Source organism: Haloarchaeobius caseinilyticus (assembly GCF_051207395.1).
Classification (GTDB): Archaea; Halobacteriota; Halobacteria; order Halobacteriales; family Natrialbaceae; genus Haloarchaeobius.
Genome location: NZ_JBPJZC010000001.1, coordinates 857,146 through 878,162, shown reverse-complemented (window position 1 = coordinate 878,162; position 21,017 = coordinate 857,146). Strand labels below are relative to the sequence as shown.

The following is a 21,017-nucleotide window of genomic DNA, read 5'->3' as shown; positions in this document are numbered from 1 at the left end:
GGGAGACGCACTTACAACGGGAACTCGCCACTCGTGATGCTGTCCGCGACGAGCGCCATGTAGTCGACTATCGGTGCGTAGGACGACTCGCCGCCGGCTTCGACCTCTTGCCGGCCGAGGTCGGCCCAGACCGACGCGAGCAAGAACGCCGCGTGGGCGCGGTAGAACTGCTCGTGGTCGAAGGTGAGCCCCGTCCGGTCTTCGTAGCGGTCGACCAGTTCGCGTCGAGTCGGACTGCCAGGCTTCGACCCGAACGGTGAGAGCCCGTCTCGATGGAGTTCTCTGACGCCCGTCAGCGCATCCTCAGGGTACTTCGCTTCGATTTCGTCGAGTGACGGCCGCGGGTCGTCGTCGCGCCGGAAGTCGAGCAAGAGGTAGCCGAGTTCGGTCAGTGGGTCGCCGACGAGTGCGGCCTCCCAGTCGAGGACCGCGGTTATCTCTGGCTGGTCACCCGCGAAGAGGACGTTGCCGGCCCGGTAGTCACCGTGGACGAGACTCGTCACCGATTCCGTGGGTGCGTTTTCCCGGAGCCAGTCGCCAACGGCCCGGAGCGTGGGCATCTCGCGCCCGGTCACGTCCGTGGTCGCGTCGAGCCGTGCAGTCGCGCGTTCGACCTGCTTCAGCGGCGACCAGCGCGAACAGTGTGGCTCGTACTGCGCGACCGGCAGCGAGTGAATCTCGGCGAGCGTGTCGACCAGTCCGGTGGCGATGTGTTCGCGTGCCTCCGGGACCTGATACCGCTCGGGCAGGAACGACCCGCGGGGGAACGGCTCTCCGGGGACGTACGTGGTGACGAAGAACTCGTCACCCAGCACCGACTCGTCGTCACAGAACAGCACCGGTCGTTGTGTGGGAATCGGGGTGTCCTCCAGTTCACAGAGGAGCGCGTACTCGTCGCGCAGGTCGTTGAACACGTCGGTGTCGCGGAGCTCCTTCGCCTGGCGAACGACGTACTCGACGCCGCCATCGGCGGTCGTGACGGTCAACACGAGGTTGAGTCCGTCGCTGAGAACCGTCGTCTCGACGACGGCAGTGTCGATTTCCGTCGCGAGATACGATTCGAGTCGAGTGGTGTCGATGTCGGCGGAGGGCGTCGTCATGCTCCAACCCACTCCGGGACGACGAAAAAGGGTCCCGCTCGTCTGCGACCGTCACCCAGACCGCGCACTGTCGTCGTAGAGCCCCGCGATATCTCAGGCGAATTTCGGCTGCCGGTCGGCGAGAGCCCCGTGACGAGCCGCGAGGACGGTGTACAGCGTGTAGAGTGCCGAATCGCTGTAGTTGCCATCTCGAACCGTGCGACGAACAGCTGCGGGCGTGAACTGGTCTCCATCGTCGGCGTCGGTGAGTTGGCGAATCTCGGCCGACACGTCGGACTCGGTCCGTTCGAGCGTTCGAAAGAGGTCGACCACGGTCGTCTTGACCCGCGGGAAGCGGTCGAGCGCGTCGTAGGCGGTCTGTTTCACGCGGAACTCCAGCGAGTCGATGCTCGCGCCGAAGTCGGCGTACTCCACGGCGACGGCCTCGTCGGAGAGTTCGCGCAGGAACGACCGGTAGAGGTCCCGGCGAGACTTCTGGTCGGGGGGACACTGCATCGCGTAGAAGAAGAAGTCCGGTGCGTAGAACGGCGTCGTCGCCCACAGGTGGTTTCGTGTTCGCTCCTCGCCGTGATTGAGCCAGTTGATACCGCGCTCACGGACGAGGAAGTGGACGTAGCGGTCCTCCAGGGCCGATTCGGGGTACGAATCGATACGCGCCTCCACGCTGTCGACCAGTCGGTTCGGACTGATGCCCGCGATACCGGCCGCGTCCTCGACGGAGAGCCGATGCTGCGAGCGCAAGAGCGTGTCAACGAGGTCCGTTTTCGAGTCGAGCGAGTGCGCGGGCGTGAGGTCTGGGAGGGCTTTATCGCCGCCGTCACCGGTGACCAGTGTCGCGCCGGGGTGTTCGTGGGCCACCGATTCACAGAAGTCGAGGCCGGCCGCGTTCGCCAGACTGTTCATCCCCTGTGCCATGGCCAGCAACTCCTCGTGATGGCGATTGGTCGGGTCCGACGCGTACCAGCGCCAGTCCACGCCGACTCGGTCTGCGAGTTCGCTGGCGACGCGTGCCTCGCCTCGCTCGGCGCGGTGTGGCGGGCTGGACGTGGCTGCGAAGGCGACACCGTCGGCCGCCTCGTATCCGGCGAGTGCAGTGCGCGAGTCCATCCCGCCACTCAACGCGACGATGTTCTGGCCGCCGGCCGCTGCTCGCGCTTCGCACGCCTCGACGAACCGAGATTCGAGTGCTTTCGCGTTCGTTTCGCGGTCCTTTTCGGCGTGTCGGTCCCCACCGAGGTCGAACTGCTGCACTCGTTCTACCTCCCGAGAACCGTCGATTCGCAACACGCCACCGGGTGGTAGCATCGTCACGCCGTCGAACAGTGTCCGCGTCCCCAGCGGGTACCCAAAGAGGAGCAGTTGCGCGGTCCCCAATCGGTCGATGGTGAAACCGTCGTCCGTCTGGCGGGCGAGTTCTCGGACGAATCCGAGTTCGCGTGAGACGATGTGGGTCTCTCCGACACGGGCGTGGAACAACGGGAGCCGTGCGAACTGGTCGTTACACACCCAGAGCGTCTCCGATTCTGGGTCGACCACGGCGATGACGAACTCACCGTCGCGGGCCGCGATCCACTCCGCAACTGCTCTGTGGCGGTCCGCGACGAGCGAGGGAAGCACGTCGGCGACAGCCGCGGCCGTGTCCTCGACGCCGTAGAGGTAGCCTTCGAAGAACACGCGATAGCCGTCGATTTCGAACGACCGAACCGGGTAGCTCTCGTAACTCGTCTCGGCGACGCGCAAGCCCCCGGTGTCGAGTCGTGTCGTTCGCTCGTATCTGTCTGTGAAACAGACGGAGGACAGGGCCTGCTCGACAGTCTCGTCGACGACAGCCCCAGCGATGGCGGAGAGTCCGGGCATACATCGCTTGTAATTAGAGGTCGAATATAAGTAGTAACGATAGTCTTCCTTTCGACTATATCGAACGTATCAGAAAGAAGTTCGGAAATGTGCGATATTCCCGAATGCAGGACAGACGCTTAAACGAAAATCGACTGGAGTCGTTGTCAGCGACTACTGCCGACGGAACGCGAGCAGCGCCACCGAAGCGAGTGCGACGAGCGAGGCGGCGGGGCCGAAGCCAGGCGTGCCGTCACTGACGCCTTCGGTCGTCGTCGAATCGCCTGGAGCCGCCGTGCTATCGGTCGATTCGCCGGTCGTCGTGTCCGCCGTGGTTGGCGGCTGCGTCGTCGGGGGCTGCGTCGTGGTCGATGTCGTCGTCGTCGGGTTCTCGATGGCCGCCTGCAGGTCGCCACCGAAGATGGACTTCTCGAAGTAGCTGTGGTTGTACCCCGAGTCGTCGTACAGCCCGTAAATCTGGACCGCTCCGGGGCCATCGGCGAGCGTCTGCAGTGCCGAGTCGTCGAAGGTGACTGCCACCTCGTCTTCCATCGTCTCGACGGCCGTCGCGTTCACACGCGTGCTCGTGTCGGTCGTCGCGTAGAAGCTCCCGGCGTCGAACTCAGTCGCGTTCGGCGGCTGCTTGAACGTGAGTGTCGTCTCGCCCTCGCTGTCGAGGGTCGCCGTCGCGGTGCCGGCGAGGTAGTCGACGCGGCGGATGCGGTCGGCGTCGGTCGGCGAGACCGGCGACATCGCCTGCACGTATTCGAGCGTCACGGTGCCGTAGAGCGACTGGGTTTCGGAGACGCGCGTTGCGTTTTCGAGGACGGAGCCGTCCCAGCCGGCCATGTAGGAGTTGACCGTGACGGTGTACGTCTGCGAGTCGTTCAGCGGCTGGTCGCCGACCCACGCGTCCTGAATCCGCTGCTCGGCGGGGACGGATTCGTGCGGCACGTACTCGTAGGCGATACCGGAGACTTGCAGCGACGGTTCCGCACCGTACTGCGAACCGGTCTCGCTTTCGAGCGTGACTATCTGACTGGCGAGGAGTGACTTGACCTCGCTTCCGGTCAACTCGACCGTGACGAGCGAGTTCCGGAACGGGAGGACGTTGTAAATCTCGCCGACGGTGACGTTGCCGGCTTCGTACTGCGTGTTCGAGCGGATGCCGCCAGCGTTCGTGATGGCGATTTCGGAGTCCGCCTTCCAGCGGAAGGCGTCCGTAATCATGTTCCCGAGTGCGGTCTCGTCGTGGTAGTTCGACGAGAAGCGCGAGTCGAGCGGCGTCTCGGTGACACCGACGACTCGGTCGAGTTCGCTGCCGCGCGTCTCGGTGATGATGTCGGCGGCGGTCTGGTTGTACGTGGTGTTCTCGGTCACGTTCAGCAGGCGACCGTTCCACGCCGTGACCTCGCCGTTCTCGACCGTCAGGTTGAGTTCGGCGACGTGTTCTGCGCGGGCCTCGGCCTCCATGATGACCGTGCCGCTGGTCTCCTGGGGCGGGTACTCGACCTCGTCGTCACCGACGACGATGGCGTCGATTCGCTCCGAGTTCTCGGCGAGGTCCTGTGCGACCGGGACGCCGAAGTGCCCGGCGACGACGACCACGTCGACGTTCTCCTCTTCTTTGAGCTGTTGGGCGTACTCGTTGCCGACGTCGGTGTAGTCCTGCAGTTCGTACCCTTCTTCGTCGAAGTCGACCGCGGTCTTCGACTTGATCTTCTCGTCGGCGAGGCCGATGACGCCGACTTTCACGCCGCCTTTTTCGACGACGTGGTACGGTTCGGTGCCCGGAATCGGTTCACCGGACTCCTTCTGGACGACGTTCGCCATGACCCACGGGAACTCGGAGGCGGCAGAGAAGTTCTGGACTGCCTCGAAGCCGTAGTCGAGGTCGTGGTTCCCGATGCCCTCCACGTCGGGGTCGATGACGTTCAGCACCTCGATGGGCAGTTCCCACTGGCTGAGCGGCGAGAGCGAGTGCGGACTCACTTCGTCGCCGCCACCGATGACGACCGTCGGGTTGTCGTGCGCGGCGCGGCGCTCGTTGATGAGGTGGACCATCCGCGGGGCCGTGCCGTTCTCGGCCATCGCCGTCTGGATGTCGTTGTACGACAGGATGGTCACCGTCGTCGACGCCGACTCGTTCGCCTCGTCGGTGTCGGCGTTCCCCGTGCTGTCGGCGACTGCTGCCGGGAGTCTCTCATCGGCCGAGGCCGGTGTCGGTGCGTCGACTGCTGTGTCCGTGACTGCTGTATCGGTGCTGTCTATCGCGCCCGCGGCGGCGAGGGGCATCCCCGACGCGACGAGACATATCGCGAGTAAGACGGCTGTGAAGCGTCGCATACACGTCAATCGTCCACAACCACCATTGATAAAATCGGCTATGTGATGGCGTCAAGACAATAGTTGTCACAGTACCGGTGGCGACTAAAAGAATCGGGTAATTCGTTCGTACAATCGAAGAAATCCACGGCAGGGCCACGTCGGGGATAACTGTCTATGGCCATGGCCGACGGAAATATACCTGGCCGGATGAGTGGTTGTCTTCTGATGCCGACACATAGTTCGCTCGATTGCAGTCGGAGGCACCACCGGGCCAGAATCGGACGAAAGAGCGTAATACCCCGACGCCCTCACCTGTTATCGTGACAGCGGAGACGCCAGAACTGCTCGGATGGGAGGCCGAAGGTCCCACACTCCGTCTCGACTACCGACGGTTCAGTTACGCCGGCAAGTTCGTGATGTCGAGCACTGGCAAGGCGGTCATCCGCGGCGACCCGCCGACCGATACGCTCGACCGAGACCTCCCGCCCGAACTCCCGGACGCCGACGAGTACGACCAGGACGTGCTCGCGGCCGTCGCGTTCAACACCGACCGAACCGACCCGGGAACGCTCTGGCTCCGATACGTGACTGTCCGCAAGGACCACCGCGGCGAGGGGCTCGCGCCGGAACTCGTCGGCTTCGTCGTCGAGCAGGCGAGCGAGCACGGCTACGAGCGCGTCCGAATCGCGGTCAACAACCCGTACTCCTACGAGGCGCTGTACGCCGCTGGGTTCGGATTCACCGGCGACCGAACCGGCCTAGCAGAACTCGTCCTCGAACACCCCGCACCCGGCTACGCGACCGATAGAGCGGACAGCTATCGCGCTGGACTCGACGCGTTCGTCACCGGCGACGACCACGACCTCACCGAGCAGGAACGGGCGTTCGTCGCCGAAAAACGCGAACGTGGGCCACCCGGGTTTCCTGGGTAGTCCGGTCGGCGAGAACGACCGGGAGTCTGTGGGTCCCATCGTCGAACCACATCCCTAGAGTTGATACGCTCGGTCACCTAGGTCCGCCGATGGGTAACGCAGACCTCCGGGACCTCGCACACATCGAGGAAGTCCCGTTCGACGAACTTGGCGGCGGCGTCGTCGCGGTCGACGCGCACAACTGGCTCTATCGCTATCTGACGACGACGGTCAGGTGGACGAGCGACCACCGCTACACGACCGACGCTGGCGAGGAAGTGGCGAACCTCATCGGCATCGTGCAGGGCCTGCCGAAGTTCTTCGAACACGACCTGATTCCGGTGATGGTGTTCGACGGCGGCCCCTCAGAACTCAAGGCCGACGAAATCGCCGACCGGCGCGAGCAACGCGAGAAGATGGAAGAACGCCTCGAAGAAGCCAAGGAAGCGGGCGACTCGAAGGAGGTCGCCCGACTCGACTCGGCGACACAGCGGCTCACACCAGTGATTCAGAAGACGAGCCGCGAACTCCTCCGCCTGCTCGACGTGCCGGTCGTCGAAGCGCCCGCCGAGGGTGAGGCACAGTGTGCCAACATGGCCAAGCGCGGCGACGTGGACTACGTCGGCACCGAGGACTACGACGCGTTGCTGTTCGGCGCGCCGGTCACGCTTCGCCAGCTAACCAGCAAGGGCGACCCGGAGCGCATGGACCTGCAAGAGACCCTCGCGGACCTCGACGTGACCCTCGAACAGCTCATCGACATCGCCATCCTCTGCGGGACCGACTTCAACGAGGGCGTCCACGGTTACGGCCCGAAGACTGCCCTGAAGAAGGTCAAAGAACACGGCGACATCTGGACCGTCTTCGAAGAAGAGGACGTGTACGTCGAGAACGCAGACCTCGTCCGCACCCTGTTTCGCGACCCGAACGTCACCGACGAGTACGAGTTCGACACGGCCATCTCGCCCGACGTGGAAGCTGCCCGCGAGTACGTCGTCGAGGAGTGGGAGGTCGACCCCGACGAAGTTCGCCGCGGCTTCGAACGTATCGAGACCGGTGTCACCCAGACCGGCCTCGACCAGTGGACCTGAGCCGGTGACGCTCTCCATGACGCAATCCGTAAGGCACGGAGTGCCGTACTGCCGGACAGACAGATGACTCCGGACGAAGTCGCCGATCTCATCGAGGCCGGTATCGAAGACTGCGAAGCGACCGTCGAACGCGCTCGCGGCGAACACGACGACGACCACCTGCGCGCGACCGTCGTCTCGCCCGAATTCGCGGGGAAGCCACTGGTCCAGCAGCATCAACTCGTCTACGACGCACTCGGCGAGCACATGACGACCGACATCCACGCGCTCGAACTGAAGACGTACACACCCGAGGAGTACGCTGACCTGTAGCGCGGTACTGTCACGCGTCACTGTCGCTCGCCTCGCCGTACTGCGCGAGCGACCAGACCGCCACCCGGCGCGGAGCCTTTCACTTTTTGTCGGCGGACTGTCTCTGAAACGGTATGGAAACTCTCCACGAGCGAGTTCGCATCCAGTGGGTCGTCGGAACGGCCATCGGTGGGGTCGTCCTCGCTGGCGTGGTCTTTCTCCTCGGTAGCGTCGAATCGTGGTTCCCGCAGACGCTCGCAGCAGCCGGTGTCCTCGTCGTCGTCCTCGGCCTCGGTGTCGGACACGCCAGCGCGCTCTACCGCGACTGGCGGTTCGAACTCCAGGACGACGCGCTCTACCTCGAACGCGGTGTCGTGACGCGCGTCGAGACAGCGGTCCCCTACGTTCGGGTCCAGCACGTCGACACCCAGCGAACGCCGTTAGACCGCGCACTCGGCCTCTCCCGCGTCGTCGTCTACACCGCCGGGTCACGTGGGGCAGACGTGACCGTGCCCGGCCTCGTCCCCGAGCGAGCCCGCGAACTCCGAAATAAACTCCGCGAACTCGCGGTCGCCGCCGAGCCGGAGGACGCGGTATGAGGCGGCTGCATCCGCTCTCGGCCGTGACGCGGATGCTCCGCTACGGGGTGAACGGCTTCTCGATTCCGTTCTTCCTCTCGCTGTTCGGCGGGAGCGTCCTCAGTGAAGTCCTCGGCATCGACACGACTGGGACGAGCATCGACCTCGTGTTCGTCCTCGCGCCGGTCGGCTTCGTCGTCGGCATCGTGTACGGCTACCTCGTCTACACGCGCTTCGAGTACGAACTCACCGAGAACACGCTCGACGTGGCCTCGGGCGTCATCGGCCGTACTGAGCGAGAAATTCCCATTCGCCGTATCCAGAACGTCGACGTACAACAGAACCTCTTCCATCGACTGTTCGACGTGGCGGTCGTTCGAATCGAGACTGCGGGCGGCGGCGGAACCGAGGCCGAACTCTCGGTCGTCTCCCGGGAAGAGGCAGACCGGCTCCAGCGCGAGATTCGGGCGCGACGGAACGGGAGTCGAGAAGCGGCCGCAGTGACCGGGCGGACTGAAACGACCGACGAGACTGTCGCCCCGGCAGACCGTGCCGCCCCGGATGACCGTCCAGGCGCACCCATGGCGGGAGCCGAAGCCGACACGTCGCCGACGGAACCAGCCGAGTCGACCGAGACCGCGACGTCGGTCAGTGAATCGCCCGCGAGAGAGACGGGCACGGCGTCGGCGGAAGCCGAGCGAACGCTGTTCACGCTCTCGCCGGTCGACCTCCTCATTCTCGCGCTGGCCCGCTTCCGGTTCGGCTCGTTCGTCATCTTCGTCATCGCCGCCCCAATCGTCGGCGACGTGGCTATCGACGGACTGCTCCGGGTGCTCGGGACGTTCGGCGGGCCGACCACGCTTGACCCGGACACGATGACGGCCAACGACGTGTTCGTGACCGGAATCGTCGGGACGCCGCTCGTGCTCGCCGCGTCCTACGTCGTCAGCGCCGTCGTCTCGATACAGGAGTTCTACGGGTTCGAGCTGGCGCGCCGAGGTGAGGACCTCGTCTACGAGCGTGGCCTGCTCCAGCGCTACTCCGGGTCGATTCCGACCGACAAGGTCCAGACGGTCTCACTCACTGAAACCGTCGTGATGCGACCGCTCGGCTACGCCGCGCTCGGCGTCGAGACGGCGGGATACGCCGGACAGCGGGCCGAGAGCGGGAGTCAGTCTGCGGTCCCACTCGCACCGAAAGCACGAGTGCTCGAACTCGCGGACGACCTCGCAGACATCGACCTGTCTGGAGTCGAGTTCGAGCGCGCCCCGAAGCGGGCCCGGCGACGGTACGCAGTCCGGTACAGCATCGCCGTCACGGTCTTGCTCGCCCTCGCGTGGGGCGTCTCGCAGGCTGTCCCTGACTTCACGCTCTGGTACCTGTTCGCGGTGCTGTACCTGCTCGCGCCGGTCGCGGCACACTACAAGTGGGCGAACCGTGGCTACTACGTCGGCGAGGACCACGTCGTCGTCCGGTCCGGGTTCTGGAACCGCCAGACCGAAATCGTGCCGTACTACCGCCTCCAGACGGTCGTGAGCGAGGCGACCGTGTTCCAGCGACGCCTGTCGCTGGCGACGCTCGTCGCCGACACGGCGAGTTCGGCGACCCTGACTGGGTCCGCGCCGACCGCGTTCGACTTAGACGCCACGACGGTCGACGAGTTACAGCAGACGCTGCGTGAGCGGTTACAGACGCATCTGCACGGGTGAGTCGCAGCGAAAAAACGAAATTGCGGTTTCTGCGCCGAGACGAACTCAGACCGGCTGTCCGAGTGCTTCGACGTTCTCCAGCGAGCGATTTTTCAGTGCTTTTCCAGTCTTCGCGTCGAAGAGGTGGATGGCGTCCTCGGGAATGTGTGCGACGACCGGCTGGCCGGATTCGACGCGCTGCATCCCGCCGATGGTGACGATGAACGTCTCCGGGTCGGCCGCGCTCTCGTCGAACGTCAGGTAGAGGTTGTTCTCGTCGCCGGTCGGTTCGACCACGTCGACGACCGTTTCGAAGTCGTGGGCGTCGGCTGCCTCGGTACGAATCTCGATGTCTTCGGGTCGGACACCCATGCGCAGGTCGGTCGTGTCGCCGACGGCGTCGAGGGTCTCCTGCGAGACTGGGTAGGTGAATTCCTCGGCGTGGAGCTGGCCGTCGTCGACGGTCACGTCGAAGAAGTTCATCGACGGCTCGCCGATGAAGTCCGCGACGAACTCGTTGCTCGGCTCGTGGTAGCACTCCAGTGGCGTGCCGACCTGCTGGAGGATACCGTCGTCGAGGATGGCGATGCGGTCGCCCATCGTCATCGCCTCGGTCTGGTCGTGCGTGACGTAGACCGTGGTGACGCCGAGGTCTTCCTGCAGGCGCTGGAGTTCGGTGCGCATCTTCGCGCGCAGTTTCGCGTCTAGGTTCGACAGCGGCTCGTCCATCAGGAACACTTCCGGGTCGCGCACGATTGCGCGGCCGAGCGCGACACGCTGTTGTTGCCCGCCGGAGAGTTCGCCGGGCTTGCGGTCGAGCAAGTCACCGATGCCCATCATCTGGGCGGTCGAGGTAACCTTCTCGCCGATGGCGTCGTCGCTCATGTCTGTGGACTCCTCCAGCCCGAAGCTCATGTTCTCCGCCACGCTCATGTGCGGGTAGAGCGCGTAGGACTGGAACACCATCGCGATGTTTCGGTCCGCGGGCTGTTTGTCGTTGAGACGCTCGTTCGCGAGGCGGAGTTCGCCCCGGGTGACCGTCTCCAGACCGGCTATCATCCGCAGGGTCGTGGACTTCCCACACCCCGACGGGCCGACGAGGACGAGGAACTCGCCGTCGTCGATATCTACGTTCACTTCGTCGACGGCGACGATGTCGTCACCGCCGTCGTCGAACACCTTCGTTACGTCGTCTAAGTGTAGTTCAGCCATTGGTGTACCTCCGTGTTGTCTCGTTGGTAGTCGTGTTCACGTTGCGACCCCCTCGGCGAACTGGTCGCCGAAGAAGATGTAGACGAGGATGGTCGGGAGCGCCGTGATGAACGCGCCGGCCATCCGGATGCCGAAGCCGACTTCGGACAGACTGTTCCCGAGCGTCGCGAGCGGGACCGTCACGGGTGCGGTGCCGCTCGGCCCGATGACGATGAGCGCGAACAGCAGGTCGTTCCACACCTGCGTGAACTGGTAGATGAGCGTCACCGCGAACATCGGCCCCGACAGCGGGAGGACGACGCGCCGGTAGATGCGCGCCGTGCTCGCACCGTCGAGTCGTGCGGCTTCGATCATCTCGCCAGAGAGGTTCTTGTAGAACGTCCGGAACAGCAGCACACAGATGGGGATACCGTACGCCACGTGCGAGATGATGAGTGCGACGAGGTCACCGTGTGCTTCGGTCAGCCCCGGCAGTAGCCAGAACGGTTCCAGCCACACGCGAAGCGGGACGTAGGACGCCCAGAACTTCGAGAGCGGGATGAGGACCGCCTGATACGGGATGAAGATGCCCGCGATGAACAGCGCGAGAATCGGCGTCTTCCCGTCCCACTCCACGTTCGTCAGGCCGTAGGCGGCCATACTCCCGATGAGTGCCGACAGAATCGTCGCCGGTACCGTCAGGAGGACACTGTTCACGAGTCCGCTCTGCAACGCCGAGAACGCGCGTTCCCACTCGCCGAGGGTGAATCCGTCCGGCGTCGGCGGCAGAAACGGTGCCGACGCGAGTGGGTTCGACTTCAGCGACGTGACCAGTCCGATCTCGATCGGCATGAGATAGAACACGGTCATCGCGGCGAGTGACCCGTACAGGAGCAGTCGGCTCGTGCCGATGCCCAGGTAGCCGTCGGTCGTCGTCGTGTCTGTGGTTTCTGTACTCATAGCTCACCTCTGCGGTACTGGTAGACCAGATACGGCGCGACGATGGCCAGTGCCAGCAGGAACAGCATGATACCGATGGCGGCCGCGTACGCCCGGTGATTCTGGGCGAACGCCTGTCGAATCATCATCGTCGCGAGGATGTCCGACCCCTTCGGCGGGTAGTACGACCCCGTCAGCGAGAAGATGAAGTCGAAGGCCTTCAGGCCGAACACCATCAGCACGACCGTCGCGCTGATGGTCGCGCCCTTCAACTGCGGGATGATGATACGCCAATACATCTTCGCGGTCGACGCCCCGTCGACGCGGGCCGCCTCGAAGTGTTCGTTCGGAATCGCACGCAAGCCGGCGAGATAGACGACCATCGCGTAGCCGCTGAACTGCCAGATAAGCGCGAAGACGACCGCACCGAGCACCAGCGAGGGATTCGTAATCCAGTGGTGTCTGCCGAGTCCGAGCGTCGTCGTAACGGTGTTCACCATGCCGTCGTTGTAGTTGTACATCCACAGCCAGAACTGCGCCGTCACCACGAACGACAGGCTCATCGGGAGCAAGTAGATGGTGCGAAGCGTGTTCTCGAAGCGGATGTGCTGGTCGAGCAACAGTGCGAGGCCGAGGCCGACGACCAGACAGACCACGGTGAACGCGAGCATCAACACGAACGTGTTCCGCAACGCGCTGATGAACGCCGGGTCCCCGAACGCCTGTGCGTACATCTCGAAGTCGAGATTCGCGTAGTTCGGGTCGTTGAACGCCTGTAAGTCAGTCAGCGAGATGAGCGCGTTCCAGCCGATTGCGCCGTAGACGAACAGCCCGACGACGAGGAACGGCGGCAGCCAGAACGGAAGTGCGCCGAGGAACTCTCGGCTCACCGGGAGTGTCCGCCCCTCTGAGGCAGTGCCCCCGTCCGTCCGGACCGGCCGCTCGCCGTCCTCGTCGTCGTCGCCGACGACCCCGCGGACGGTTCGTAGTATGGATTTCATGATACGTAAAAACGACAGCCCTCGTTAGAAGGCCTGCGTGAACGACTTCGCGACGGCGCTCGCGGAGGACTCGGAGTACTCCGAGAAGTCGTTGTTGATTGCGCCCTTCAGGTTCGAGAGGACTTCCTTCGAGACGGCCAGGCCGTGTGCGACCGACGGCGGCTGGGCCTCGGAGTTCTTGAAGTCCTTCATCTGTTTGGCCTGGAACTCGGGGAACTCGTCCGGCGAGACGTCGCTCCGCGGCGGGATGGAGCCCTTCTCCTTGTTGAAGCGAATCTGGGCGTCCTTCGTGCCACAGTAGGCGAGCCACTTCTTCGCCGCCTCTGGCGCGGCGGACCCGCTCGGGAAGACGAAGCTGTCCATGTTCAGGGCGTAGTGTCCGTCCGTACCGGGGAACGGCACGTAGTCCCAGTCGTCGCCGTAGGCGAAGTCCTGACTCGCGAACGTGCCCGCGACCCAGTCACCTTGATGGATGAACGCCGCCTTGCCGTTGACGACCTTCCCAGCGGCTTCCTGGAAGCCGATGGTCCCGACGTCGTCGGTGTAGTAGTCGCTGTAGGAGACGAGCGTCTCGAACGCCTTGGCGATGGGTTCCTGACCCATGTTGCCCTTGGCGAACTTGTCGTAGCCGGAGGGGCCCTGCTGTGCGAGGAGGACCGTCGCCCACAGTTGGAGCGTCGGCCACGGTTTCTTGCCGCCCTGGGCCATTCCGACGGCGTCGGTGTTCTCGTCGACCTTCTTGAGCGCGTCAGTGAGCGACGCGGCGTCCGAGATGGACGACGGGTCGACGCCGGCCTCCTCGACGACCGACTTGTTGTAGAACAGGTTGTTCATCCGGTGGATGTTGATGGGGACGGCGACGAATTTGCCGTCCGGCTTGGCCGCATCCTTCGGCCCCTGCAGGTAGGCGTTCTTCATGTCGTTCTTGCCCCAGACGTCCTCCTCGATGTCGCCGAGGAGGTCTTCGCTCGTGAACTGGAGCAGGTTCTTTCCGGGCCAGTCGGCCCACGACCCCGGCGGGCTGTCGTTGCCGAGGCGCGTGTTGACGCGCTGGTCGAGGCTCGTGTTCCCACTGCCGCCGATGGACTTCGCGTTGATGTCCACGTCGCTGTGGGCCTCTTTGAAGCCTTCGAGCATGGCTTTGAAGGCAGCGGAGCCGTCGCCGTCTGCCCAGCCGTGGAGGACTTCGAGCGAGCCGGAGTCCTCGCCGTCGCCGCCGGTCAGACCGCTGAGACAGCCAGCAGAGAGACCGAGCGCGCCGACTGCGCCGGTCGTTTTCAGCATTGTGCGCCGCGAAACGTCTTGGTTCGAATCGTGACCTGTCATGCCACCACATGTCTCACGGTGTGAGACCTAGACAACGATACCGATGCCGTTTACTTAATAGTTCCCCAAATTTATTCATTAACGAGTGAATTTGAAGCGGTACAACGCCTGTTGTTGCAGATTTTCAGGAACTCGTTACCGGCTCTCGATTTTCGACCGGTCCAGAGAAGATGATGAAATCGTTCACAACAATCTCCGCGCGGACCGGATAAATAGTCGAGGAAAGCGGTGGATTCGTCTCGAAACGTTGGCTCTTTCGGGGACGTTACGCACGGCAGGCATGTCAGTCGGCGATAGTCGCCGCTCGACGACGTGTCTTCGGCGGCGCGAGACCGACGGCGGGACGAACCGGATTCGGTGGGTTTTACCCCCCGGCCAGCCGTCGGCTCAGGTATGTCCGACGACTTCCGAACCGAGCAGGACAGCCTCGGCGAGATGCAGGTACCGGCCGACGCCTACTGGGGCGCACAGACCCAGCGCGCGGTCGAGAACTTCCCCATCTCCGGTCTGACGTTCGGTCGCCGCTTCGTGCGCGCACTCGGCGTCGTGAAGAAGGCCGCCGCGCAGGCGAACCGCGACCTCGAGATGATTCCCGAGGACAAGGCCGAGTGTATCATCGAGGCCGCCGACGAGGTCATCGCCGGCGAGCACGACGACCAGTTCCCGGTCGACGTGTTCCAGACCGGTTCGGGCACCTCCTCGAACATGAACGCGAACGAGGTCATCTCGAACCGTGCGACCGAGATTTACGGCGGCGACATCGGCAGCCGCGAGATTCACCCGAACGACCACGTCAACTTCGGCCAGTCCAGCAACGACGTGATTCCGACCGCGATGCACGTCGCCGCGCTCGAAGCCGTCGAGAAGGACGTGATTCCGGCGCTCGACACCCTCCGCAAGGCACTGGAAGAGAAAGCCGAGGAGTTCGACGGTATCGTCAAGACGGGTCGCACACACCTGCAGGACGCGACGCCGGTCCGTCTCGGTCAGGAGTTCGGTGGCTACGAGACGCAAATCGCGAAGGGCCTCGTCCGCGTGGACAACGTGCGCGAACACCTCGCCGAACTCGCGCTGGGTGGCACCGCCGTCGGGACCGGCCTGAACACCCACCCCGAGTTCCCCGAGCGCGCCGCAGAGTACATCACGAAGGAGACCGGCGTCCAGTTCCGCGAGGCCGACGACCACTTCGAGGCACAGGCCGCCCACGACGCCATGTCCGAGGCACACGGTGCGCTCCGGACCGTCGCCGGCAGCCTCAACAAGATCGCGAACGACCTGCGCCTGCTCGCCTCCGGTCCGCGCAACGGACTCGGCGAACTCGAACAGCCGGAGAACCAGCCCGGGTCGTCGATCATGCCCGGCAAGATCAACCCGGTCGTCGCCGAAGCGGTGAACCAGGTTCACAAGCAAGTCGTCGGCAACGACGCCGCCGTCGCCGCCGGGGCCGCCGAAGGCCAGATAGACCTCAACCTGTACAAGCCGCTGTGTGCGTACAACTTCCTGCAGTCGGCCGAACTCGTCTCGAACGGGAGCGAGGTGTTCGCCCGGAAGTTCGTCGCCAAACTGGAAGCGAACGAGGAGCACTGCGAGACGCAGGTCGAACAGTCCATGGCGCTCGCGACGGCGCTCAACCCGCACATCGGCTACGACAAGGCCAGCAAAGCCGCGAAGACCGCGCTCAAAGAGGGCAAGACCGTCCGGCAGGTCGTCGTCGAGAAGGGCTACCTCAGCGAAGCGGAAGCCGACGAAATCATCGACCCCGAAGCGATGACGCATCGCGGCATCCTCGGCCAGGACGACTGAGCCCAGCCACCGACGAACCGAGTCGGTAGTCACGGTTCGGTCGCGATTTTCGACTGAACCTCCGCGGGTGGGCCGTTCACACACCTCACGGCGGCGCGAGCAGAATATCAGGGGAAATCTTTATTACCCAGTGGTAGCCGGACGAGCCGCAGGAAAATCGATAGACGGCACGAACTTACCGAAAGTGACCGATAGACGGCGCGACGGCGAACAATCCACGGGTGTTATGGGGAATGCGGTCCAAATTAGTATATGCACACCTGTCGCAACTGCAACCAATCGTTCAGCACAGAGCTTGCACTCGAGCTTCACCTCGACTCGTGCGAGGAAGGCCAGCTGTTCTGTGACAAATGTGGCGACCGGTTCTCGGAGCGCGTAAGCACACGAGACGGCTGGCACTATCGATGCCCGAACGACGACTGCGACGGCGAGGGACTTGGGGAAGACATTATTCAGATCGAAAATATTCGCGCAGCCACGCAATAACCCGACGAGCCAGTAGTTCTCACGAAATCACGACCCACCAGCGACGGCGTCTGGACGGACGACGACGGCCCCGCGATAGCGGTGCGTATGGCGGGCGAGTCGGACGACGCAATCGCGGCCGCGACTGGACGGTTTTTTACCCCTCCGACGCGGACCTGTGGCCAATGACCGACTACGACTACGAGGAACTGGGGTTGGTCGCCGGGCTGGAAATCCACCAGCAACTGGACACGGCGAGCAAGCTGTTCTGTGGCTGTCCGACACGGCTTCGGGAACCGGAAGACGCCGAACGCGAGTTCACGCGCTATCTCCACCCGACGAAGTCCGAACTCGGCGAGATAGACGACGCTGCACTCGAAGAGAGTCAGGTCGAACGCGAGTTCACCTACCTCGCGTACGACTCGACGTGTCTCGTCGAGGAGGACGACGAACCGCCGCACCGACTCGACAACGAGGCCCGCGAAGTCGCACTCGAAATCGCGCAACTGCTCGACGCGATTCCGGTCGACACGGCACACGTTATGCGCAAAATCGTCGTCGACGGCTCGAACACCTCCGGCTTCCAGCGTTCGACGCAAATCGCGACCGAGGGAGAAATCTCGACCAGCGAGGGCGCAGTCGGCATCGCCGACTTGATGCTCGAAGAAGAGTCGTGCCAGCGTGTCGAGGAGACCGAGGAGGGCGTCACGTTCAGCCTCGACCGCCTCGGCATTCCGCTCGTCGAAATCGGCACGAAGCCCGACATCTCGACGCCGGAACAGGCCCGCGAGGCCGCAGAGCGCATCGGGATGCTCCTTCGCTCGACCGGCCACGTCAAGCGCGGACTGGGCACCATCCGGCAGGACGTGAACATCTCCATCGCCGACGGTGCGCGTGTGGAGGTCAAAGGCGTCCAGAGCCTCGACGACATCGACGACATCGTCCGCAACGAGGCCGGGCGACAGGTCGAACTGCTCGAAATCCGTGACGAACTCGACGCCCGCGGCGCGAGCGTCGGCGAGACGCAGGACGTGACTGCAGTGTTCGAAGACTCCGAAAGCGGCGTCATCCGCGGCGCGCTCGACTCCCGCGGGAAGGTCACGGCCGTCCCGCTGTTCGGCTTCGACGGACTGGTCGGGCGGGAGATTCAGCCCGACCGCCGCCTCGGGACCGAGTTCTCCGACCACGCCAAGCGCCACGGCGCTGGTGGCATCTTCCACACGGACGAACTCCCGGCCTACGGCGTCACCGAGGACGAAGTCGCCGCACTCCGTGAGGCAGTCGGTGCGGGCGACGAGGACGCAGTCGCTATCGTCGCCGCCAGTACCGAAGTCGCAGAGAAGGCTATCGAGGCCGCCGCCGGGCGCGCGAAGACGGCCCTCGAAGGCGTCCCGGAGGAGACGCGCGGCGCGAACGAAGACGGCACGACGCGCTACATGCGCCCGCTGCCCGGCGCGGCCCGGATGTACCCCGAGACTGACGTGCCACCGGTGGACCTCGACCCGAGCGAAGTCGACACGCCGGAACTCCTGACCGAGAAGGTGGAGCGCTACCAGTCCGAGTTCGGCCTCGACGCGGGTCTCGCCGAACAGGTCGCCTACGGCCGTCGCATGCCCCTGTTCGAGTCCGTCGTCGCCGACGGCATCGACGCGACGCTCGCCGCGGGCACGCTCGAATCTACCCTGACGGAATTGCGCCGCGACGACGTGGCCGTCGAGCACCTGACGGACGACCACCTGCGCGACTCGCTCGCACTCGTCGACGACGGCGAGGTCCCGAACGAAGGGCTGAACGACCTGCTGACTGCGCTCGCGGAGAACCCCGAGCTATCGGCCGAGGAAGCCGTCGAACAGGAAGGACTCGGTGGCGTCTCCGAGGACGAAGTCCGCGAAGCCGTCGCCGAGGTCGTCGAACGCAATTCGGACCAGGTCGACGAACAGGGGATGGGCGCGTTCTCCGCACTCATGGGTGAGTGTATGGGCGCACTGCGTGGCAAGGCCGGTGGGGACACCGTCAGTGCCGCGCTGCGTGAGGAGATTCAGAAGCGGTCGTAAGCGGTTCGGAGCGATTCAGAGCGGTTCTTCTCGCTTCTCAATCTGCACCGCGCCCATAACCGCTGCCCGAGTCGTTCTTCGCTCGCAGCGCCTCCTTGATACGTGCTTCGTACGTCGCGGGGTCCGCGATACGCTGTGAGGCGTAGAACGCGATGCCGACGAGGACCAGCGCGAAGGCGGCGTCGGTCAGCCAGTGGACGCCGAGGTAGAACGTCGAGAACATGATGCAGACCGTAAGGAACCCCGTGAGTCGGGCGTACGTCTTCGTGCTGTAGCGAGAGTACACCGCCGCTAGCGCGGAGATGCCGGTGTGCAGGCTCGGGAACGCTTTGACGAGCGTGTCCGTCGACGTGATGCCCTGCGTGATGATGGGGTCGAGGTCGTACATCAGCGCGTGCATCACTCGCCCACCGCTCGCGGTGTGGCCGAGGTAGTCCGAGGTGACCGCGACCGGGAACGCGAGGAAGTACGGCAGCGCCATCAGCACGAGCATGGCGTAGGCTGCGCAGTAGCGTCGGGCCTGCTCGGGGTCGTGCGCCTTTATCTTCCAGTAACTGAACAGCGTGACGAACGGGAACAAGATGAGGTAGACGAACGTCATCGCGTACGTCAGCGGTTCCCACGTGAAGGACTGGAAGGCCATGACGGTGGTGCCTTCTAAATTGTAGATGACGTTGGTGTACGCCCTGCCGGCGTAGAAGTGGTGGGCCAGCGTGTTCACGCCGAACGTGACGACCCACGCCAGACCGAGGTACTTCCAGTCGGTCGTCAGCAACTGCTTGACGAACCGACGTGGGGAGGTGTCGGGGACGAACAGCCGAAAGCCCAGGGCGAACGTCAGCAACGTGGGCACAGCCACGAGGAGCGAGAACATCGTCCCGGGCGAGAGGGAGGGCAGTAGCTGTTCCATAGTTCTACATATCGATACTGTGCCAACTTCGTATTATCGTTTCGGTACGGAGGTCGCTGTACCGAAGGTGTAAGTCTGTCACGGTGGGCTCACTCACCAGACTATTACAGAGGCCCCCCGCCAGCATACTCCTGTCGTTTACTAAAGTGGTCGTTTGATTGATTGGTCCGAAACCACCAACGCCGCCAAAACCGTCGTCCCGGTCAGTCGTTGCGCTCGACCTCGCGGCCGAGGTCGTCGCGCTCTGGCCGGTTCGCCGCGCGGCGGAACACGCCGAGCAGGGTCCGGGCTTCGCGCTGGGTGAGGTGCGAACGACCGAACACGCGGCGGGCCATCCGCAGAGTCTTCGGACGTTTCTCTTCCGGGTGGTCTATGGCGTCGAGCAAGTCGTCGAACTGGTCGTACACGCGTTCGAACATCGCTTCCTCGGCGCGTTCGTGTTCGCGGTCCGGCAGTTGTATCTCGTCGACGGTCAGCCCGCGAAGTTCGTACATCGTGATGGTCGCGGACTGGCCGAGGTTCAAGACCGGATACTCGTCGCTGGCCGGGATGGAACACACCGCGTCGAGGCGCGCGAGTTCCTCGTTCGTCAGGCCGTCGGCCTCGCGCCCGAAGATGAGCACGGTTTCGGCCTCGACGTCGCCGAGGTGGTCCGTGAGTTCTTCCGGTGTGAAGAACGGGAAGCGCACGTGCTTGCGGCAGTCCTCGTTCGTCGTGGCGGTCGTGCCGATGGTGTAGTAGTTCTCGACGAGGTGGTCGAAGCTGACCTCTTTCGCGTTCGCCAGTACGTCCTCGCGCGCTCGGCCCGCGAAGCCCCACGCCTCGCTGTGTTTCTTCTGGACACCCTCTGGCGGGTCGACGAGCAATAGCTCCGACATCCCGAAGTTCTTCATCGCTCGTGCGATGGTCCCGATGTTGCCCGGCGTCTTGCCGTCGACGACGGCGACTGCTGGCGCGGTCATGTGTCCCTCGTCGGGTACTCTTTCGTGATTTCTAAGTTTCGCATGTCGATGCGCTCTTTCGGCTTCCCGTCGTCGACGCCCGCGTGGTCGCCGAGGTCGGACGGGTCCGGCAGGTCCGGTTTCGGGAGGTCCCGTGGGTCAGTGTCGACGTAGTCGACGCCCTCGTACCCGTCGGGTGCGCGACCGCCGTCGACGAACCACTCGTGGAACTCGTCTTCGAACGCCTTCGTCTCGGCGAAGTCGATGCCGCCCTCTTCACGGAACCAGTACATGAAGTCCGGTTCGTGCTCGTCGCAGACGACGACTTCGTTCAGCGGTTCGCCGTAGACGACCGTGGACGCGTTGCACTCGTTCAGGTTCGCGTCGCCGTGGATGAGCCAGCAGCAGTCGCACGGCCCGCCGTAGAGAACCCCGAGGCGGACGAGGCGTTTCTTCGTGTCCTCGTCCATCTCGTCGAACGGGACCACACCCCCGTCCTCGGTGAACACCTCCTCCTCGTCGAAGCGCCACCCGCGGAGGCCGATGCTGATCTTGGACATAGAC

At 64.2% G+C, this 21,017-nt stretch carries 18 protein-coding genes; 8 read left to right on the top strand and 10 right to left on the bottom strand.

What is annotated here, in order from left to right:
* Nucleotides 1-11: 11 nt before the first annotated feature.
* The 3 genes from ACSC1P_RS04605 to ACSC1P_RS04595 all read right to left on the bottom strand — a co-directional run bounded on the left by ACSC1P_RS04605 (nucleotide 12) and on the right by ACSC1P_RS04595 (nucleotide 5,282).
* A complete protein-coding gene (locus ACSC1P_RS04605; protein WP_435358956.1) occupies nucleotides 12-1,100 on the bottom strand; it encodes a phosphotransferase family protein in 1,089 nt (362 codons plus the stop codon).
* Between the two features lie 93 nt (nucleotides 1,101-1,193).
* The gene (locus tag ACSC1P_RS04600) at nucleotides 1,194-2,957 is read right to left on the bottom strand and encodes an asparagine synthase-related protein (protein WP_435358955.1); all 1,764 of its coding nucleotides are present in this window, start codon (nucleotides 2,955-2,957) and stop codon (nucleotides 1,194-1,196) included.
* A gap of 153 nt (nucleotides 2,958-3,110) precedes the next feature.
* Nucleotides 3,111-5,282 (bottom strand): 5'-nucleotidase C-terminal domain-containing protein, encoded by a 2,172-nt coding sequence (locus tag ACSC1P_RS04595; RefSeq protein ID WP_435358954.1) that lies wholly within the window; start codon nucleotides 5,280-5,282, stop codon nucleotides 3,111-3,113.
* A 302-nt stretch (nucleotides 5,283-5,584) separates the two neighbouring features.
* On the opposite strand from ACSC1P_RS04595, the gene ACSC1P_RS04590 reads away from it, so the two are divergent.
* The 5 genes from ACSC1P_RS04590 (at nucleotide 5,585) to ACSC1P_RS04570 (ending at nucleotide 9,844) form a co-directional block, all read left to right on the top strand.
* Entirely contained in the window at nucleotides 5,585-6,196 is a 612-nt protein-coding gene (locus ACSC1P_RS04590) for a GNAT family N-acetyltransferase (protein WP_435358953.1), read from the top strand.
* An 89-nt stretch (nucleotides 6,197-6,285) separates the two neighbouring features.
* Nucleotides 6,286-7,266: a flap endonuclease-1 gene (gene fen, locus ACSC1P_RS04585; protein ID WP_435358952.1), complete on the top strand. Its 981-nt coding sequence runs from the start codon at nucleotides 6,286-6,288 to the stop codon at nucleotides 7,264-7,266.
* A gap of 63 nt (nucleotides 7,267-7,329) precedes the next feature.
* Nucleotides 7,330-7,578 carry a BolA family protein gene (locus tag ACSC1P_RS04580; protein ID WP_435358951.1) on the top strand — a complete coding sequence of 83 codons (249 nt, stop codon included), beginning with the start codon at nucleotides 7,330-7,332 and terminating at the stop codon, nucleotides 7,576-7,578.
* A gap of 113 nt (nucleotides 7,579-7,691) precedes the next feature.
* A complete protein-coding gene (locus ACSC1P_RS04575; RefSeq protein WP_435358950.1) occupies nucleotides 7,692-8,156 on the top strand; it encodes a PH domain-containing protein in 465 nt (154 codons plus the stop codon).
* On the top strand, nucleotides 8,153-9,844 hold the full coding sequence (locus tag ACSC1P_RS04570; RefSeq protein ID WP_435358949.1) for a PH domain-containing protein: 1,692 nt from the start codon (nucleotides 8,153-8,155) through the stop codon (nucleotides 9,842-9,844). Before ACSC1P_RS04575 ends, ACSC1P_RS04570 begins: the two co-directional genes overlap by 4 nt.
* A gap of 45 nt (nucleotides 9,845-9,889) precedes the next feature.
* Here ACSC1P_RS04570 and ACSC1P_RS04565 read toward each other — a convergent pair whose 3' ends face one another.
* From ACSC1P_RS04565 to ACSC1P_RS04550, 4 genes are read right to left on the bottom strand one after another with little or no spacing between them, the layout of a single operon-like run.
* Nucleotides 9,890-11,035 (bottom strand): ABC transporter ATP-binding protein, encoded by a 1,146-nt coding sequence (locus tag ACSC1P_RS04565; protein ID WP_435358948.1) that lies wholly within the window; start codon nucleotides 11,033-11,035, stop codon nucleotides 9,890-9,892.
* Between the two features lie 36 nt (nucleotides 11,036-11,071).
* A complete protein-coding gene (locus ACSC1P_RS04560) occupies nucleotides 11,072-11,974 on the bottom strand; it encodes a carbohydrate ABC transporter permease (protein WP_435358947.1) in 903 nt (300 codons plus the stop codon).
* A complete protein-coding gene (locus tag ACSC1P_RS04555) occupies nucleotides 11,971-12,954 on the bottom strand; it encodes a carbohydrate ABC transporter permease (protein WP_435358946.1) in 984 nt (327 codons plus the stop codon). The genes ACSC1P_RS04560 and ACSC1P_RS04555 overlap by 4 nt, the downstream gene beginning before the upstream one ends.
* A gap of 24 nt (nucleotides 12,955-12,978) precedes the next feature.
* Nucleotides 12,979-14,238 (bottom strand): ABC transporter substrate-binding protein, encoded by a 1,260-nt coding sequence (locus ACSC1P_RS04550; RefSeq protein ID WP_435358945.1) that lies wholly within the window; start codon nucleotides 14,236-14,238, stop codon nucleotides 12,979-12,981.
* Between the two features lie 435 nt (nucleotides 14,239-14,673).
* On the opposite strand from ACSC1P_RS04550, the gene ACSC1P_RS04545 reads away from it, so the two are divergent.
* The 3 genes from ACSC1P_RS04545 (at nucleotide 14,674) to gatE (ending at nucleotide 18,602) form a co-directional block, all read left to right on the top strand.
* On the top strand, nucleotides 14,674-16,083 hold the full coding sequence (locus tag ACSC1P_RS04545; protein ID WP_435358944.1) for a class II fumarate hydratase: 1,410 nt from the start codon (nucleotides 14,674-14,676) through the stop codon (nucleotides 16,081-16,083).
* A gap of 252 nt (nucleotides 16,084-16,335) precedes the next feature.
* On the top strand, nucleotides 16,336-16,569 hold the full coding sequence (locus tag ACSC1P_RS04540) for an HVO_2901 family zinc finger protein (RefSeq protein WP_435358943.1): 234 nt from the start codon (nucleotides 16,336-16,338) through the stop codon (nucleotides 16,567-16,569).
* Nucleotides 16,570-16,733: 164 nt separating this feature from the next.
* Entirely contained in the window at nucleotides 16,734-18,602 is a 1,869-nt protein-coding gene (gene gatE / locus ACSC1P_RS04535; RefSeq protein WP_435358942.1) for a Glu-tRNA(Gln) amidotransferase subunit GatE, read from the top strand.
* A 37-nt stretch (nucleotides 18,603-18,639) separates the two neighbouring features.
* Here gatE and ACSC1P_RS04530 read toward each other — a convergent pair whose 3' ends face one another.
* The 3 genes from ACSC1P_RS04530 to ACSC1P_RS04520 all read right to left on the bottom strand — a co-directional run bounded on the left by ACSC1P_RS04530 (nucleotide 18,640) and on the right by ACSC1P_RS04520 (nucleotide 21,013).
* Nucleotides 18,640-19,512 carry a phosphatase PAP2 family protein gene (locus ACSC1P_RS04530; RefSeq protein ID WP_435358941.1) on the bottom strand — a complete coding sequence of 291 codons (873 nt, stop codon included), beginning with the start codon at nucleotides 19,510-19,512 and terminating at the stop codon, nucleotides 18,640-18,642.
* Between the two features lie 203 nt (nucleotides 19,513-19,715).
* A complete protein-coding gene (locus tag ACSC1P_RS04525; protein ID WP_435358940.1) occupies nucleotides 19,716-20,474 on the bottom strand; it encodes an RNA methyltransferase in 759 nt (252 codons plus the stop codon).
* Nucleotides 20,471-21,013, bottom strand: coding sequence for a DUF8114 family protein (locus ACSC1P_RS04520; RefSeq protein WP_435358939.1), 543 nt, complete (start codon nucleotides 21,011-21,013; stop codon nucleotides 20,471-20,473). Before ACSC1P_RS04520 ends, ACSC1P_RS04525 begins: the two co-directional genes overlap by 4 nt.
* Between the last annotated feature and the right edge of the window lie 4 nt (nucleotides 21,014-21,017).

Coding starts and splice junctions, on each gene's coding strand:
- ACSC1P_RS04605 (WP_435358956.1), bottom strand. CDS start 1,100: ATGACGACGCCCTCCGCCGACATCGACACCACTCGACTCGAATCGTAT.
- ACSC1P_RS04600 (WP_435358955.1), bottom strand. CDS start 2,957: ATGCCCGGACTCTCCGCCATCGCTGGGGCTGTCGTCGACGAGACTGTC.
- ACSC1P_RS04595 (WP_435358954.1), bottom strand. CDS start 5,282: ATGCGACGCTTCACAGCCGTCTTACTCGCGATATGTCTCGTCGCGTCG.
- fen (WP_435358952.1), top strand. CDS start 6,286: ATGGGTAACGCAGACCTCCGGGACCTCGCACACATCGAGGAAGTCCCG.
- ACSC1P_RS04580 (WP_435358951.1), top strand. CDS start 7,330: ATGACTCCGGACGAAGTCGCCGATCTCATCGAGGCCGGTATCGAAGAC.
- ACSC1P_RS04575 (WP_435358950.1), top strand. CDS start 7,692: ATGGAAACTCTCCACGAGCGAGTTCGCATCCAGTGGGTCGTCGGAACG.
- ACSC1P_RS04570 (WP_435358949.1), top strand. CDS start 8,153: ATGAGGCGGCTGCATCCGCTCTCGGCCGTGACGCGGATGCTCCGCTAC.
- ACSC1P_RS04565 (WP_435358948.1), bottom strand. CDS start 11,035: ATGGCTGAACTACACTTAGACGACGTAACGAAGGTGTTCGACGACGGC.
- ACSC1P_RS04560 (WP_435358947.1), bottom strand. CDS start 11,974: ATGAGTACAGAAACCACAGACACGACGACGACCGACGGCTACCTGGGC.
- ACSC1P_RS04555 (WP_435358946.1), bottom strand. CDS start 12,954: ATGAAATCCATACTACGAACCGTCCGCGGGGTCGTCGGCGACGACGAC.
- ACSC1P_RS04550 (WP_435358945.1), bottom strand. CDS start 14,238: ATGCTGAAAACGACCGGCGCAGTCGGCGCGCTCGGTCTCTCTGCTGGC.
- ACSC1P_RS04545 (WP_435358944.1), top strand. CDS start 14,674: ATGTCCGACGACTTCCGAACCGAGCAGGACAGCCTCGGCGAGATGCAG.
- ACSC1P_RS04540 (WP_435358943.1), top strand. CDS start 16,336: ATGCACACCTGTCGCAACTGCAACCAATCGTTCAGCACAGAGCTTGCA.
- gatE (WP_435358942.1), top strand. CDS start 16,734: ATGACCGACTACGACTACGAGGAACTGGGGTTGGTCGCCGGGCTGGAA.
- ACSC1P_RS04530 (WP_435358941.1), bottom strand. CDS start 19,512: ATGGAACAGCTACTGCCCTCCCTCTCGCCCGGGACGATGTTCTCGCTC.
- ACSC1P_RS04525 (WP_435358940.1), bottom strand. CDS start 20,474: ATGACCGCGCCAGCAGTCGCCGTCGTCGACGGCAAGACGCCGGGCAAC.
- ACSC1P_RS04520 (WP_435358939.1), bottom strand. CDS start 21,013: ATGTCCAAGATCAGCATCGGCCTCCGCGGGTGGCGCTTCGACGAGGAG.